At 68.3% G+C, this 14,927-nt stretch carries 16 protein-coding genes; 6 read left to right on the top strand and 10 right to left on the bottom strand.

Annotated elements, in window-relative coordinates; genetic code table 11:
- The first annotated feature begins 221 nt into the window (after window positions 1-221).
- Together ppdK and ABLE38_RS20300 are read left to right on the top strand one after the other, a co-directional pair.
- Window positions 222-2,885 (top strand): pyruvate, phosphate dikinase, encoded by a 2,664-nt coding sequence (gene ppdK, locus ABLE38_RS20305; RefSeq protein WP_348976073.1) that lies wholly within the window; start codon window positions 222-224, stop codon window positions 2,883-2,885.
- The gene (locus ABLE38_RS20300) at window positions 2,882-3,385 is read left to right on the top strand and encodes a hypothetical protein (protein ID WP_348976072.1); all 504 of its coding nucleotides are present in this window, start codon (window positions 2,882-2,884) and stop codon (window positions 3,383-3,385) included. Before ppdK ends, ABLE38_RS20300 begins: the two co-directional genes overlap by 4 nt.
- A gap of 6 nt (window positions 3,386-3,391) precedes the next feature.
- On the opposite strand, the gene ABLE38_RS20295 is transcribed toward ABLE38_RS20300, so the two are convergent.
- From ABLE38_RS20295 to ABLE38_RS20255, 9 genes are all read right to left on the bottom strand, one after another.
- Window positions 3,392-3,901: a hypothetical protein gene (locus tag ABLE38_RS20295; RefSeq protein WP_348976071.1), complete on the bottom strand. Its 510-nt coding sequence runs from the start codon at window positions 3,899-3,901 to the stop codon at window positions 3,392-3,394.
- A 12-nt stretch (window positions 3,902-3,913) separates the two neighbouring features.
- Window positions 3,914-4,522, bottom strand: coding sequence for a hypothetical protein (locus ABLE38_RS20290; protein WP_348976070.1), 609 nt, complete (start codon window positions 4,520-4,522; stop codon window positions 3,914-3,916).
- 68 nt (window positions 4,523-4,590) lie between these two features.
- Window positions 4,591-5,589: a type II secretion system F family protein gene (locus ABLE38_RS20285; protein ID WP_348976245.1), complete on the bottom strand. Its 999-nt coding sequence runs from the start codon at window positions 5,587-5,589 to the stop codon at window positions 4,591-4,593.
- Window positions 5,590-5,591: 2 nt separating this feature from the next.
- Window positions 5,592-6,572, bottom strand: a complete 981-nt coding sequence (locus ABLE38_RS20280) for a type II secretion system F family protein (protein ID WP_348976069.1) — start codon at window positions 6,570-6,572, stop codon at window positions 5,592-5,594.
- A 53-nt stretch (window positions 6,573-6,625) separates the two neighbouring features.
- Window positions 6,626-7,921, bottom strand: coding sequence for a pilus assembly protein CpaE (locus ABLE38_RS20275; protein WP_348976068.1), 1,296 nt, complete (start codon window positions 7,919-7,921; stop codon window positions 6,626-6,628).
- Window positions 7,918-8,544 (bottom strand): CpaD family pilus assembly lipoprotein, encoded by a 627-nt coding sequence (locus tag ABLE38_RS20270; RefSeq protein ID WP_348976067.1) that lies wholly within the window; start codon window positions 8,542-8,544, stop codon window positions 7,918-7,920. The genes ABLE38_RS20275 and ABLE38_RS20270 overlap by 4 nt, the downstream gene beginning before the upstream one ends.
- Window positions 8,545-8,571: 27 nt before the next feature.
- Window positions 8,572-10,281, bottom strand: a complete 1,710-nt coding sequence (locus ABLE38_RS20265; protein WP_348976066.1) for a type II and III secretion system protein family protein — start codon at window positions 10,279-10,281, stop codon at window positions 8,572-8,574.
- Window position 10,282: 1 nt separating this feature from the next.
- Window positions 10,283-11,308: a Flp pilus assembly protein CpaB gene (gene cpaB / locus ABLE38_RS20260; protein ID WP_348976065.1), complete on the bottom strand. Its 1,026-nt coding sequence runs from the start codon at window positions 11,306-11,308 to the stop codon at window positions 10,283-10,285.
- Window positions 11,309-11,369: 61 nt separating this feature from the next.
- Window positions 11,370-11,843, bottom strand: a complete 474-nt coding sequence (locus ABLE38_RS20255; RefSeq protein WP_348976064.1) for a prepilin peptidase — start codon at window positions 11,841-11,843, stop codon at window positions 11,370-11,372.
- A gap of 49 nt (window positions 11,844-11,892) precedes the next feature.
- On the opposite strand from ABLE38_RS20255, the gene ABLE38_RS20250 reads away from it, so the two are divergent.
- From ABLE38_RS20250 to ABLE38_RS20235, 4 genes are read left to right on the top strand one after another with little or no spacing between them, the layout of a single operon-like run.
- Entirely contained in the window at window positions 11,893-12,837 is a 945-nt protein-coding gene (locus ABLE38_RS20250; protein ID WP_348976063.1) for an alpha/beta hydrolase, read from the top strand.
- Window positions 12,837-13,910: an FAD-dependent oxidoreductase gene (locus ABLE38_RS20245; protein WP_348976062.1), complete on the top strand. Its 1,074-nt coding sequence runs from the start codon at window positions 12,837-12,839 to the stop codon at window positions 13,908-13,910. The genes ABLE38_RS20250 and ABLE38_RS20245 overlap by 1 nt, the downstream gene beginning before the upstream one ends.
- A complete protein-coding gene (locus ABLE38_RS20240) occupies window positions 13,907-14,308 on the top strand; it encodes a hypothetical protein (RefSeq protein ID WP_348976061.1) in 402 nt (133 codons plus the stop codon). The genes ABLE38_RS20245 and ABLE38_RS20240 overlap by 4 nt, the downstream gene beginning before the upstream one ends.
- 32 nt (window positions 14,309-14,340) lie before the next feature.
- A complete protein-coding gene (locus ABLE38_RS20235; RefSeq protein ID WP_348976060.1) occupies window positions 14,341-14,514 on the top strand; it encodes a DUF1508 domain-containing protein in 174 nt (57 codons plus the stop codon).
- 94 nt (window positions 14,515-14,608) lie between these two features.
- Here ABLE38_RS20235 and ABLE38_RS20230 read toward each other — a convergent pair whose 3' ends face one another.
- Entirely contained in the window at window positions 14,609-14,908 is a 300-nt protein-coding gene (locus tag ABLE38_RS20230) for a GIY-YIG nuclease family protein (protein ID WP_348976059.1), read from the bottom strand.
- Window positions 14,909-14,927: the final 19 nt, after the last annotated feature.

Genomic DNA, 14,927 nt, shown 5'->3' with positions numbered 1-14,927 from the left:
CGTATTCAATGGATCCGTCGCGTTCAATGGATCCGCCGCGGCAAGAAGGCCCAAGCGCGCAAACCCTTGGCGTGCAAATCAAAAATAAGATTTATCTGTAGTAACCGGTGTCCTCGCAACTTCTCCCCAGCCCAAGCAAATCTTGCGCCCTGACAACGTAGTCAGCGGCTTTCCCCTTGTTCGCAGCTGCGGTAGGCGGCCCCAACCAAGAAGGGCTTTGCATGACGCAATATGTGTACCGCTTCGGCGGCGGTGTGTCGGACGGTGGCCAGGGCGACAAGAATCTGCTCGGCGGCAAGGGTGCCAATCTCGATGGCATGGCGGGCATCGGCCTGCCGGTGCCTCCCGGTTTCACGATCTCCACCCCGATGTGCGCGGTCTATTACGATCAGGGCGGCGCCTTTCCGGACAGCGTGAAGGCCGAAGTCGCCAATGGCATCGCTCATATCGAGGCGATCACCGGCAAGACCTTCGGCGACGCGTCCGATCCACTGCTCGTCTCGGTCCGCTCCGGCGCGCGCGCCTCGATGCCCGGCATGATGGACACGGTGCTCAACCTCGGCCTCAACGACGTCACCGTCGAAGGCCTTGCCACGATCAGCGGCGATGCGCGCTTTGCCTGGGACAGCTATCGCCGCTTCATCCAGATGTATTCCGACGTGGTGCTCGAGCTCGATCACGGCCGCTTCGAGGAAGCGCTGGAGATCGCCAAGGAAGACCGCGGCTACAATCTCGACACCGAGCTTTCCGCCAAGGACTGGCAGGCGCTGGTCGCCGAGTACAAGGCGATCGTCGAGGAGCTGTGGGGCAAGCCCTTCCCGCAGGACGTGCACGACCAGCTCTGGGGCGCGATCGGCGCGGTGTTCGGCTCGTGGCAGTCCGAGCGCGCCAAGGTCTATCGCCGCCTGAACGACATTCCCGGCGACTGGGGCACCGCAGTCAACGTCCAGGCGATGGTGTTCGGCAATATGGGCGACACCTCGGCGACGGGCGTCGCCTTCACCCGCGATCCCTCGACCGGCGAGAACGCCTATTATGGCGAATTCCTGATCAACGCGCAGGGCGAGGACGTCGTCGCCGGCATCCGCACGCCGCAGTACCTGACCCAGGCCGCCCGCGAGAAGGCCGGCGCCAAGCCCGCCTCGATGGAAGAGGCGATGCCCGAGGTCTATGCGCAGCTCGCCGCCGTCTTCGAGACGCTCGAGAAGCATTACCGCGACATGCAGGACATCGAGTTCACCGTCGAGCGCGGCAAGCTCTGGATGCTGCAGACCCGCTCGGGCAAGCGCACCGCCAAGGCCGCGCTCAAGATCGCGGTCGACATGGCGAGCGAGGGGCTGATCACGCAGGAGGAGGCGATCCTGCGCGTCGATCCCGCCGCGCTCGACCAGCTGCTCCACCCGACGCTCGATCCCAATGCGCCGCGCGACGTGCTGACCAAGGGGCTGCCTGCCTCGCCGGGTGCTGCCTCGGGCATCGCGGTGTTCGACAGCGACACCGCGGAGAAGCGCGCCTCGGCTGGCGACAGCGTCATCCTCGTCCGCGTCGAGACCAGCCCCGAGGACATTCACGGCATGCACGCGGCGCGCGGCATCCTCACCGCGCGCGGCGGCATGACCAGCCACGCCGCGGTGGTCGCGCGCGGCATGGGCCGCCCCTGCGTCTCGGGCGCCGGCACGCTGGCGATCGTCGCCAAGGAAAAGCTGTTCCGCGTCGCCGGCCGCGAAGTGCGCGAGGGCGACCTGATCACGATCGACGGCGCCACCGGCGAAGTCATGCTCGGCGCGGTGCCGACGGTGCAGCCCGAGCTGGCCGGCGATTTCGGCACGCTGATGGTCTGGGCCGATGCCAAGCGCCGCCTCAAGGTGCGCACCAATGCCGAGACGCCGCTCGATTGCCGCACCGCGCGCGACTTCGGTGCCGAGGGCATCGGGTTGTGCCGCACCGAGCACATGTTCTTCGAGCCGTCGCGGGTCACTGCGGTGCGCGAGATGATCCTCGCCGCGGACGAGGCCGGTAGGCGGGCGGCGCTCGAGAAGCTGCTGCCCGAGCAGCGCAGCGATTTCGTCGAGATCTTCCAGGTCATGGCCGGGCTGCCCTGCACGATCCGCCTGCTCGATCCGCCGCTCCACGAATTCCTGCCGCACGAGGAAAGCGAGTTCGCCGAAGTCGCGGCGGCTGCCGGACTCGACGTCGAGACGCTCAAGCGCCGCGCCGCCGAGCTGCACGAGTTCAACCCGATGCTCGGCCATCGCGGCTGCCGTCTCGGGGTGACCTATCCCGAGATCTACGAGATGCAGGCGCGCGCGATCTTCGAGGCGGCGTGCATCGTCGCGGAGAATAGCGGCGAGGCGCCGATCCCTGAGGTGATGATCCCGCTGGTCGCCACTGCCAAGGAACTGAGCCTGATGAAGGCCGTGGTCGATCGCGCGGCGAAGGACGTGTTCGAGGAGCAGGATCGCACGATCGAATATCTGGTCGGCACGATGATCGAGCTGCCACGCGCGGCGCTGCGCGCGGGCGACATCGCCGAGGTGGGCGCCTTCTTCTCGTTCGGCACCAACGACCTGACCCAGACGACGCTCGGCGTCTCGCGCGACGATGCCGGCCGCTTCCTCACCACCTATGTGGAGAAGGGCATCTACGCCAAGGACCCGTTCGTCAGCCTCGATGTCGAGGGTGTGGGCGAGCTGATCGCGATCGCCGCCGAGCGCGGCCGCGCGACGCGGCCCGACATCAAGCTCGGCATCTGCGGCGAGCATGGCGGCGATCCGGCGAGCATCGCGTTCTGCGAGGAAACCGGGCTCGACTACGTCTCGGCCTCGCCCTACCGCGTGCCGATCGCCCGGCTGGCGGCGGCGCAGGCGGCGCTGCGCCAGGCGTGATCCTCGCGGCGCTGCTGGTCCAGGCGGACCCGGCCGAGGCGCTCCGCGTGGAGCTCGCCTCGGCCCGCAGCGCCACCGCCGTGCTCCAGCGCCGCTGCGCGCATCCGATCCGCGCTGAGGTGGACCGGACGCAGAAGCCCGCCACGCCCGAGCAGCGCGCGCATCTGGAGGTCGGCCCGGCCGAGCCGGTCGTCTATCGCAGCGTCGCGCTCAAGTGCGGCGCGGTGTCGGTCTCGATCGCGGAGAACTGGTACGTCCCCGCGCGGCTCACGCCTGCGATGAACGCGGCGCTTGCCGGCGACGCGCCCTTCGGCGCGGTGATCCGCCCGCTCGCGCCCAGCCGCCGCACGCTCGGCATCGCCACGCAGCGCGACGACCGCTCGATCGCGCCCTATGTCGTGCGCCAGCGCGCAATCGTCCTGGATGGGCAGGGCCACCCGCTTTCCGAAGTGATCGAGAACTACACGCCGGTGCTGCTCTGCCTGCCGGTGCAGCCCTAGGCGTATTTAGCCGAACCGCTCGCCATGCTCGCGCTCGTTGCCGGCGCGCAGCAAGGCGGCCTGCTCGCGCCAGCCCTGCTCGCCGATCGTGCCCTGCGGAATGTCGAGCCGCTGCTCGAGCGCCGATTCGTCGGCCGGCGCCATCTTCTCGATCTCGCGATAGGTCTTGATGCCGAGCTCGTTGAGCCGCCGCTCGCGCGCCTCGTCGATGCCGTTGATCCGCGCGAGATTGTCGCGGCCCCAGCCGAACCAGCCCCGCCAGCCCGCGCCGGGCGCATCGTCCTCGACGATCGCGGGGGCAGGGGCCTGGCCGCGGACCGCCTTCAGCTCGGCCTGGAGCTCGCGGATGCGCGCCTCGGCCTCGTCGCGGTAGCGGGCATGTTCCAGCTCCTCGTCCTGGTAACGCTCGCGCCACTTGGCCCCGCCGGACCGGCTGGCGAGCCCCAGGAACCAGCCGCCGACCAGGGTCAGCGCCAGCGCGGCGAGCTGGGTTCCGGTTTCGAACGGAAGCGCCATTCCGCGCCGCCCCTAGTGGCTATGCTCAGGGTGGGCCGGCTCCGGATGGACCGGTTCGGCATGCGCGACTTCGACATGCGCGGGCTCGGACTCGACGCGCGCCGGCTCGACGTGCGCCGCCTCGACGGGATGCGCGGGTTCGGCATGGTCCTGCACGACCGGCTCGGCGTGCACCGGTTCGGCGTGCGCAGGCTCGGCGTGCACGGGCTCTGCATGCACCGGTTCCGCATGCGCGGCCTCGGCATGCTCGTCCACCGCATGGGTGACGGCGGCACCGGCCACCGCGCCGGCAATCGCAGCACCCACCACGGTCGCGGTCGAATGGCCTTCCGGCTCGGCAACGGGCGCCGGCTCGGGGGCGGGGTGCGTCACGGGCGCGACGGGAACGCCGCGCCGCAGCTCGGCATTCTCCGCCTCGAGATCGCGGATCCGGCGCGCGGATTCGCGCAGATCGGCTTCGGCGCGGTCGCGATAGCCGGCATTCTCGGTTTCTTCTTCCTCGAGGCGCGTGCGCCACTTGCGGCCGCCGCCATGGCTTGCGAGCCCCAGGAACCATCCTGCGATCAGCGTCACGCCCAGGCCCGCAAACTGCGTGGCCGTCTGGAACGGCAGTTCGTGCATCGAGTCGACCTCCCCTTAGTCCGGCGGGAAGCTATCCCGACAGAGGAGGTCGCGCCACCGCGAAATGGTTAGTGGATCAGCGCGTCGTTGATCGAGCAGGCCGCCGGGCCGAGAATGACGATGAACAGCACCGGCAGGATGAACAGGATCAGCGGCACGGTCATGATCGCGGGCAGGCGCGCGGCCTTTTCCTCGGCGCGCATCATGCGCTCGTTGCGGAATTCGGCCGAGAGCACGCGCAGCGCCGAGGCGAGCGGGGTGCCGTATTTCTCGGTCTGGATCATGGTGGTGACCACGCCGCGGATCGAATCGAGGTCGATGCGCTCGGCGAGGTTCTCGAAGGCCATGCGGCGGTCGCTCAGGAAGCCCAGCTCGATCGCGGTCAGCTGGAATTCCTCGCCCAGCTCCGGATAGGCCTTGCTCAGCTCCTTGGAGACGCGGGAGAAGGCGGCATCCACGGTGAGTCCCGCTTCGGCACAGATCACCAGCAGGTCGAGCGCGTCGGGCAGGCCCTTGCGGATCGCGGCGCTGCGCTTGGTGATCTTGTTCTTCAGATAGAGGTCGGGGAACTTGTAGGCGAGGATGAAGGTGCCGGCGACGAGGCCATAGGCCTTCATCGGGCTCCAGTCCGAGAACGCGCTGGTGCCATAGACCATGTAGAGCATCGGCCCACCGAACACGATCGGCAGGACGAGGCGGCCGAAGATCACCGCGACCGCGAATTCCTTGCGGCGGATGCCGGCCTGGAGAAGCTTGGTCTGCGCCGCCTTGACCTGGCTGTCCTGCAGCACCTTCATCGAGGAGAGCAGCGAGCGGATCCGGTCGGTCGTCTCGCTCTTCTGGACCAGCTTGGCGCGGCGCTTCGACGTGGAGGCGGTGATGCCGGCCTTCAGCTGCTCGCGGCGCTCGTTGAGCGACTTGACGCGCTTGGCCATCGGGTCGCGCACCGTGGTGGCGGCATAGATGGCGAGCATCACGGCAAAGGCGGCGACGGCGCACAGGATCGTCGCGACCCAGAGGACGTCGACACCCATCAGCGTGGGACCGGCGGGAGGCGTTGCTTCCATCATCAGATCTCGAAATTGACCATCTTGGCCATGATGAAGGCACCCAGGCCCATCCAGATGAGCCCGCCGCCGCCGGCGATCATCAGGCGCTCGTCCTTGAAGAAGTTCATCATGTAATTGTTGTTGATGAACCAGACGAGGCCGAACACGATGAAGGGCAGCGCGCCGACGATCAGCGCCGAGGCCTTGGATTCCGACGACATCGCCTTGATCTTGAGCTTCATCTGGCTGCGCTTGCGCAGCACGTCGGCCAGGTTCGCCAGCGTCTCGGCCAGGTTGCCGCCGGTCTCGCGCTGGATCTGGATGGTGATGGTGAAGAACTGGAATTCGGGCGTGCCGAGCCGGTCCGCGGTTTCCTGCAGCGCGGTGTCGAGCGACTTGCCGATCTTCATCTTGTCGCTCACCGAGCGGAATTCCTCGCCCACCGGGCCGTCGATCTCCTGGCCGACCACGCCGATCGTCTCGGTGATCGGCAGGCCCGAGCGCAGGCCGCGCACGAGCAGCTCGATCGCGTCGGGGAACTTGGCGGTGAACTTGGCGATGCGGCGCTTGATGAAGAAGCCGACGAGGAAGTGCGGCAGGCCAAGGCCGACGAACAGGCCGAAGGCGAGGCCCAGCCAGATCGGCAGGCCTTCGAACGCCATCACCGCGGCCGGCACCACGATCAATCCGCCGGAGACCATCATGTACTGGCCGAGCTTCCAGCCCTTGCCGGTCATGTTGAGCCGCTTCTGGAGCAGCGCCGGATTGGGCAGGAAGCGCGCGGCGGTAAGGTCGAGCTGGGTGGCGCGGGCGGTGGTCACGCGGCGCAGCTGCGCTTCCATCGCGTTGGTGCCCGCGGCGCTGACGACGTGGCGCTCGCGCAGCGTCTTCACCCGGCGCGCGCCTGCGCGCTCGGCCGAAGGCCCCGAAAAGGCGAACACCATCAGTGCAAGCACCAGGAAGGTGCCGCCTGCGAGCATCAATACCGGCAGCATGTCCACGCCGCACCGTCTCCGATCTTACAGGACCCTCGCGCAGCCTAGCCGCGCAATGGTTACCTCTTTGCCTTGGCCGGGATCTTGACCTTGAACTTGTCGAGCAGCGAGCCGCCGCCGGCGCGGGCCGGCTTGCCGCCCTTGCCCTTCGCCTTGGGCGCGCTCTCGTCGATCCCCGAATCGGCGATGCCGGCGATGCGCTGGGCGAGCTCGGCGAGCGGGGCGAGGCCCTTGTTGCCCTTGCCCACTTCGGCGAGCGGCTTGCCCAGCTTGGCCGATTGCGAGGCCAGCTTGGGATCATAGCCGATCAGGAAGTCGATCTTGCGCTCGATCGAGCCCTCGAAATCCTTGCGGCTGATCTCGAGCACCGCGGCCTGCTGGATCTTGTTGGCGACGACGATGACCTGGGTCTGCGGCGCGTTCGACTTGAACCAGCTGAGGATGCGGATGGCGTCGCGCGCGGCGGCGAGCGTCAGCTCGGTCACCAGCACGGCCACCTGCACGTCGGTGATCAGGTGCGGATGGTTGACCAGCATCGAGCGCGGCAGGTCGACCACGGTGCACTCGAACGCGGTGCGGATCTCTTCCTGCAGCTGATAGAAGGCGGCGCCATCGGTCATGATCGGCGAGTTGATCGGCGCTTCGGCGCTGAGCACGGCGAGCCGGTCCGAAGCGCGCACCATCGCGCGCTCGATGAACAGCCCGTCGATGCGGCTCGGATTCTCGATCGCGTCGGTCAGGCCGCGGCCCGGCTCGAGGTCGAGCGCGAGCGCGCCGGTGCCGAAATGCACGTCGAGGTCGAGCAACGCCGTGGTGCGGCCCTGCTTCTCGCCCATCAGCCAGGCAAGCGAAGTGGCGAGCGTCGAGGCGCCGGCGCCGCCGCGCGTGCCGATCACTGCGACCGCGCAATGCGGGCGTTCGGCACCCTGTTCGGCCGCCTTCGGCGCGTTGAGCGCGGTCTGGGCCTGGGCGAAGGCATCGCGCAGCGCATCGGGGTTGAGGGGCTTGAGCAGGTAATCGTGGATGCCGCTCGCGACGAGGTCGCGATAGAGGCGCACATCGTTCACCTGGCCCGAGGCGATCACCACCGTGCCCGGCTCGCAAACCTCGGCCAGCGCGTTGATGTCGTTGAGCGGGTCGCCGCTCTCGGAAAGGTCGACGAACAGGATGTTCGGGCTGGCGGAGACCGATAGCGTCTGCACGGCGTTGCGCAGGCCGCCCTTGTTGACCTTTTCGGGGCTCCAGCCGAGCTCGACGGCGATCGGGCGGAGGATTTCCGCCGTCGTCTCGTCGCAGACAAAGGCCACGAAAGGATCGCGGTGCCCGGTGCGGGCGGGATTGAACGGCGCGTTCACTTGGGCGACCCTCCGCTGTTGTTGAGCGAGCCGCCGCCGGCGCCCGTCGGGGACGCGGCGCGATAGGCGTTGATCGACTTGGAGGTGGTCGTCGTGTCCGCGGTTGGCGAACCCGGCGCGCCGCGCACCAGGTCGGCCGGATCGGCGACCATCGCGGCCAGGTTGCTGTTGGTCGCGCAGCCATAGTTGGAGCTGGTGCTCGCCTCGAACGTCATCTCGCCCGGGCGCGAATTGTCGGGGCAGCCCGGCACGCCGGCGCTCATCCGGGTGATGACGACGCGGATCGTGCCCGGGGCGATCTGGCCCGCGGTGATCGGCGCGCGATCGGCCATGATCAGGCCGTAGCGGCCCGCCTCGGCGGCGACTTCGTCCCGGCCGACGGTGCCGGCAGCGCCGTCGTCGATCGCGACCCGGTCTCCATAGCGCAGGTTCATTGCGGCCATCCAGCCGGCGAGGCGCTGGCTTTCGCCCGCCGCCAGGCCATAGCCCGAGCTCTGCAGGTCGAGCACATAGTCGCTGCGCTGCACGATCGGCTGATGGATCGATTCGATGCCACCATTATAGGTCCCGCAGCCTGCGAGCAGCAGCGCCGGAACGAGCAGGGGAGTGAAGCGCGGAAGCACGGGCGATCTCCTGGTCAGTCGCATCGATCAGAAGCCGAAGCCGGGGGCTGCGGAGCCGCCCTTCTTCTGCTTGCGGGTGGGTTGCTGGGCCGCGGGCGCCGCCTGGACGGGCGCCGCGGGCTGGTTGGTCGGGGCAGGCGAGAAGGCGCCCACCGCAGGCTGGCCATTGGCCGGCGCCATGCTCGGCTTGGGCCGTTCGCCGCTCTTGTCGTTGCCGGCGAGCGAACCCATGATCACGCGATCGAAGTCGTTCGGCGCCTTGTAGCCGTCGGTCGGCAGGACGATCTGGTTCGCGTTGACCGGCTTCACCAGATACGGGGTGATCACGATCACCAGCTCGGTCTCGTTGCGCTGGAAGCCGTTCGAGCGGAACAGCGCGCCAAGGATCGGCACGTCGCCCAGACCCGGCGTCTTGCTGATCGAGTTGTTGTGCGAATTCTGCATCAGGCCGCCGATCACCATGCTCTCGCCCGAGCCGAGCTCGACCGTGGTCTCGCTGCGGCGCGTGCTGAGCGCGGGGATGGTGACGCCGTTGAGCTGCACCGCGCCGGCCGAGGTCAGCTGCGACACTTCGGGGCGGACGCGCAGCGAGATGCGGCCGTCCGACAGCACCGTCGGCGTGAACGCCAGGCTGATGCCATATTGCTTGTACTCGACGGTGGTGGTGCCCAGGCCCTGGGCAACCGGGATCGGGATCTCGCCGCCGGCCAGGAAGTTCGCCGTCTCGCCCGAAAGCGCGGTCAGGTTCGGATTGGCCAGCGTGGTCACCTGGCCGATCGTCTCGCCGATGTCGATCGCCGACAGGACGTCCAGGCCGAACAGCTTGCCGGCCAGGCCCATCGTGGCGTTGTCCGAGCCGCGCGTGATGTCGGCGATGCCCTGCGCGCGCGGATTGATGAACTGGCCGGTGGCCGGATCATAGGCGCCGTCGATATAGCCGCCGTTGGGCAGCGGGACATGGGCAGTCGGATAGGTGGCCGACTGCGCCGCGGTGAATGCGCCCGGGTTGCGGCCCTGGGCCAGGCCGAACAGGAAGCCGCCCGTATTGTCCTTGGTCGTGAAGTTGACGCCGATATTCTTGACGTAGCTGCGGCTCACTTCGGCGAACTTCACCTGGAGCTGCACCTGGAGCGGCGTCGCGGTGCGCAGGCGGTTGATCACCGCGATCTTGAGCTGCGGGTTGGCCGCGCTCACGTCCACGCCCGGGTTGAGCAGGCTGGAGACCAGGCGCTGCGCCTGGGCGCTGTCCTCGGGCGACTTCACCGTGCCGTTGAGCACCGCGATCTGGCCGACGGTGGTCACCTGGATGTCGGCATCCGGCATCGCGACCTTCACCATCCGGTCGATCGAGGTGATGTTCTGCGCGACGCGGACGTTGGTCGAGAACACCACGGCGCCCGAAGCGCTGGTGGCGAACACCGTCGCCTCGCCGAAATCCTTGCCGAACAGGTGGATCTGGCGCGGGTTGTTGACATAGACGTCGGCCACCGCCGGGTTCGAGACCCAGACATTGGCGACGCTGGTCGGCAGCGTGATCAGCTCACCCTGGCCGATCGAGAGCAGCACCTCGCCGCTCGGGCGCTGGCTGCCGGCGGGCAGGTTGGCGACGCCGACATTGGTGTGCACCGTCGGCCGCTTTGCCTTCGCGGTCTGCGCAAAGCCGGTCGCGGGCGCGCCGACCAGGGCGGTCGAGACGATCGCGGCGAGCGAGCGCTTCAGGAGAAGCTTGCGAGTCATCTTAATTCTTGCCCCCCAGAGGAACGGCGACCTCGGTATTGCCGCGAACGATGGTAACGACCGGGCCGTGCGGAACCGCGGCGCCCGGGTAATTCTGCGCGGGACCGGCGGCAGGTGCCGCGGCGGGCTCGGGCGTCTTGGCCGGCACGGTGCTGCGCTGGAAGCGCGACACGTCGGCACCGGTGGCGAAGGTGGTCGCGCCGTCCTGCGGCCGCTTGGCCACCTGCGCGATCATTTCCTTTTCCTTCTTCGGGTCGCCATCGGCGGGCACGTTGACGTCGCCATTGGCGATGGCATCCTCGAGCTCGCCCTGGTTGTCGGCGATCGAGCGCAGCGACAGCGACAGCGTGCCGATCGTCTGCGCCACCGCGATCTTCTCGGCGATCTTGGGCGTCGCCTCGACGGTCACGTTCGAATAGGTGGTGACGATCGTGTTGCCCTTGTCGTCGGTGGTCTTGTCGGTCTTCTGGTCGGTGGCGAGCACGCGCAGGTTGCGCAGCACCGTCTCCGACGCCTTGAGCGCCGGGCCGTCGCCGCCGCCGGTGACCGACTGGGTGAGGATCAGGTCGACTCGGTCGCCCGGGAAGACGAAGCCGGCAACGGCGCTCTGGGCCGAGACGGGCACGGTGACCGCGCGCATGCCGGGGCCGAGCGCGGCGGCGAGGAAGCCGCGGTCGCCGGGCTTGACCAGCGCGCCCTGGGTCACCGGCTGGCCGGCGGGAATCGGGAAGCGCACCACGGTGCCGACCAGCTTGGCCGGGTCCGATTCGCTGCGCACATAATAGGCGCCCTCGACGAGCTCCTTGGGCCAGGGGCGGAATTCCAGCGCCTGGGCGTCGAGGATCGTGCCCACGGGCAGCTCGCGCTTGGCGACGAGCACCTCGGTGGTGTTCTGCGGCTGGACCATGGCGGGGACCGCGCCTGCCTGGGGCGCGGGTGCGCCGACCATCAGGCTGCGTGCCATGAATGCGGTAATGGCCGCTACGACGAGCGCACCGACGAGCAGGATCAGCTTGCGTGCATCCATTTCGCTATCCAAGCCTTCTCAAAAATAACGCGGTCGCAGTGGTTGCGCCTACGTTAAGTATCTACCCAAACTGGTTAAAAATCGGTTCGCGAAGAACCAGTAGCGCGGCGATTGCGATCGCCACGCCATAAGGGATTTCCACAGGACCCCCGCTGGCCTTCCGAAACTTCCTGTCGATCACCATGAGAAGCGTCAGCCCGCCGCCGATCAGCGACATCAGCACCAGCATCCAGATCAGCGGCTGCACCGGCAGCCACAGCGCCAGCGCGCCGATCATCTTGACGTCGCCGCCGCCCATCTGCCCCAGTGCGAACGCGCCGACGAAGAAGGCGAAGACGAGCGCGGCCACGCCGGCCTGCATCGCCACGTCCGGCCACAGCGCCAGTCCGTTCGCCCACCACCAGAGCGGCGCCAGCAGCGCGATGGCGGCATTCTTCCAGTTGGCGATCTCACGGGTACGCGCGTCCTGGATGCCCGCCGAGACGAGCAGCAGCGCGAGCGCAACGAGCAGCAAAGTGACGAACAGCTCCCCCATAGAGCCAAAGTCCTAGACGGGACGGCTTATCAAAACGTAACCAAGCGCCATGCGTGAAAATCCGGATATCCGCCGCGCCATCCCCGCCGGGGCCAAGGTCCACTATTGGACCGCCCCCGATGGCTGGGCCCTGCGCGCCTTCGCCTGGCCCGCCGAGACCGCGACTCCGCGCGGCTCGATCCTGTTCCAGGGCGGGCGGGGCGACATTTTCGAGAAGTATCTCGAGCTCTTCCACCACTGGCACGAGCAGGGCTGGACGATCACCTCGTTCGACTGGCGCGGCCAGGGCGGCTCCGGCCGGCTCACCTCGCGCGCCAATTGCGGTGACATCGACAGCTTCGACAGTTTCATCACTGATCTGCGCGCCTTCTATGCCGATTGGGAGGCCGCGACACCCGGCCCGCACGTCGCCATCGGCCATTCGATGGGCGGCCATCTGGTCCTGCGCGGGCTGGTCGAGGGCGCGATTCGCCCCGATGCCGCGGTGATCGTCGCGCCGATGCTGGGGGTGAAGAGCCCCTTCGGCCGCTTCGCCGAGCGCGCCGCGCGCATCCTGGGCGGCGTCGGCGACAGCACCCGCCCGGCCTGGAAGGGCAATGAGAAGCCCTACACCACCGAGACGCGCTCCAACCTGCTCACCCATGACGCGGCGCGCTATTCGGACGAGATCTTCTGGCAGCAGCACGATCCCGCGATCGTTACCGGCCCGCCGAGCTGGCGCTGGGTGATCGAGGCGTTCAAGTCGATGCGGGAGCTGGCGAAGAACCCGAAGCTCAGGAAGATGCCCGTGCCGGTCCTCGCGCTGATCGCCAAGGCGGACGGGCTCGTCGATGCGAAGGCCGCGCTCAGGATCGTCCCCAAGCTCCCCGATGCCCGCATCGTCAGCTTCGGCAAGGAAAGCGCGCACGAGATCCTGCGCGAGGAAGACAGGGTGCGTAACCGCGCGATCGGCGAGATCGACCTGTTCCTCGCCGCGCGCGCCCAGCGGCGCTGATGGCCCATGACGTAGCGATCGTGGGCGCGGGCATCGCCGGCGCCAGCCTCGCGGCCGAACTCGCGCCGCATGCCCGCGTGCTGCTGCTCGAGATGGAAGACAGCGCCGGCTATCACGCCACCGGCCGCTCCGCCGCCTTCTGGTCCGAAAGCTATGGCGGCCCGGCGATCCAGCCGCTCACCACCGCCTCGGGGCCGATGCTGCGCCCCTATCTCGATCCGATGGGCTCGATCCATATCGGCCGGGCCGACGAGGCGGCGGCGATCGATGCGTTCCTCGCCGAGTTCGAGGGCACCGGCGTCGAGCTGCGCACGGTCGATCCGCAGGCGCTGATCCCGGGCCTGCGCCCCGAATGGACGCGCGGCGTGCTCGAGCCGAGCTGCGAATATATCGATGTCGGCGCGCTGCATGGCGACATGCTCGCCGCGGCGAAGCGGGCGGGGGCGGAGCTGCGCACCGCCGCCGGGCTGCTTGCGGCGCGGCGCGAGGGCGGCATGTGGCGGCTCGAGACCCGCGCCGGCGCGTTCGAAGCGGCGGTGCTGGTCGATGCAGCCGGCGCCTGGGCCGATCCGGTAGCCGAAATGGCCGGCGTCCGCCCGCTCGGCATCCGGCCCTATCGTCGCACGATCATGCAGCTCAAGACCGATCCCGCGCCCGCGCGTGGCAGCCCGATGGTCGCGCATATCGGCGGCGGCTTCTACTGGAAGCCCGAGGGCGAGGGGCGGCTGTGGCTCAGCCCGCACGACGAGATCGCCACCGCTCCGTGCGACGCCCAGCCCGAGGACATCGATGTCGCCACCGCGATCGACCGGTTCGAGCAGGTCGTCGACTGGCGGGTCGAGCAGCTCGAGCACAAATGGGCTGGCCTGCGCACCTTCGCGCCCGATCGCCTGCCGGTCTATGGCTTCGATCCCGCCGCGCCCGGCTTCTTCTGGTGCGCGGGGCAGGGCGGCTTCGGCATCCAGACCGCCCCCGCCGCCGCGAAGCTCGCCGCCGCGCTGCTGCTTGGGGTCGCGCCCGATCCTGCGGTGGCGGGGATCGATCCCGCGTTCTACGCGCCCGGGCGGTTATGAGCTGGCTCGGCCGGGAGCTGATCGCGCGGGAGAACAGCCTCCCGCAGAACCTGCTCGGCGCGCTGCTATTGCTGCTGCTCGTTCCGGCGATCGTGCTGGTCGCGATTTTCGCATTGCTGCTGCGGCCCTTCACGCGCCCGGCGGAGCGCTCCGCGGCAGAAGTCGCGCGCTATCTGCGTGATTTCCGCGACGGTACCGGCGGGGAATGGGACTTCGACGATTTTATCGGCGAGCGGATCGCCGATCCGCGCCTCGAATCGATCCGCAAGCGCGCGGCCGGGCTGGAGAATATATGCGACCCCGAAGCGCTCACCGCGCTGATCGCCGAAGCCGAGGCGCTCGGCGCACACGATGAACCGGCCGCGAGCCGTCTCGATTCCGTCACTGAGCGGTCCTAGCCTGCGTTCTCCACAAGCCGAGGAGTGGGCGCATGGCACACAAGTTCGTGATCGAGCAGAACAAGTCCGGCGAATATGTCGCCAAGTTCAAGTACAACAGCGAAACGATCTTCTGGACCGAGGGCTATGCGAGCAAGGCGGCCGCGAAGAACGCGATCGAATCGATCCTCAAGAACGGCCCCGGCGCCGCGGTCGAGGAGGGCTGAGGGCGAGACACCTGCCTTGTGGACAACCCAGGCGGACGGGGCGCAAGCATCCCACCCGTCACCCCGGCCTTGAGCCGGGGTCCCGCTTCTTCCCTCAAGCAAGCTGATCGTACAGATCACGCCATTCGGGATTGCCGCGCTCGATCAGCGCGAACTTCCATTCGCGCCGCCAGCGCTTCACGCGCTTCTCATGCGCGATGCAATCGGTGATCGAAGGCGCGTGTTCGGCCCAGACAAGGCGATCAAGGCCGTATCGACGGCAGAAATCCGAGCCGTCGCCGGTACGATGCTGATTGATCCGCGCCGCCAGGTTGGCCGTCACCCCGACATACATCGTGCCGCGGTAGCGATCCGCCATGATGTAGACCCAGCCGCCCTGCCCCTCGCGCTCCATGCTCGCACGACACAAGAAG

The organism is Sphingomonas sp. KR3-1, from assembly GCF_040049295.1.
Classification (GTDB): Bacteria; Pseudomonadota; Alphaproteobacteria; order Sphingomonadales; family Sphingomonadaceae; genus Sphingomonas.
The sequence above is the reverse complement of the archived record's forward strand: the minus strand, read 5'-3'. Positions and strand labels throughout refer to the sequence as shown.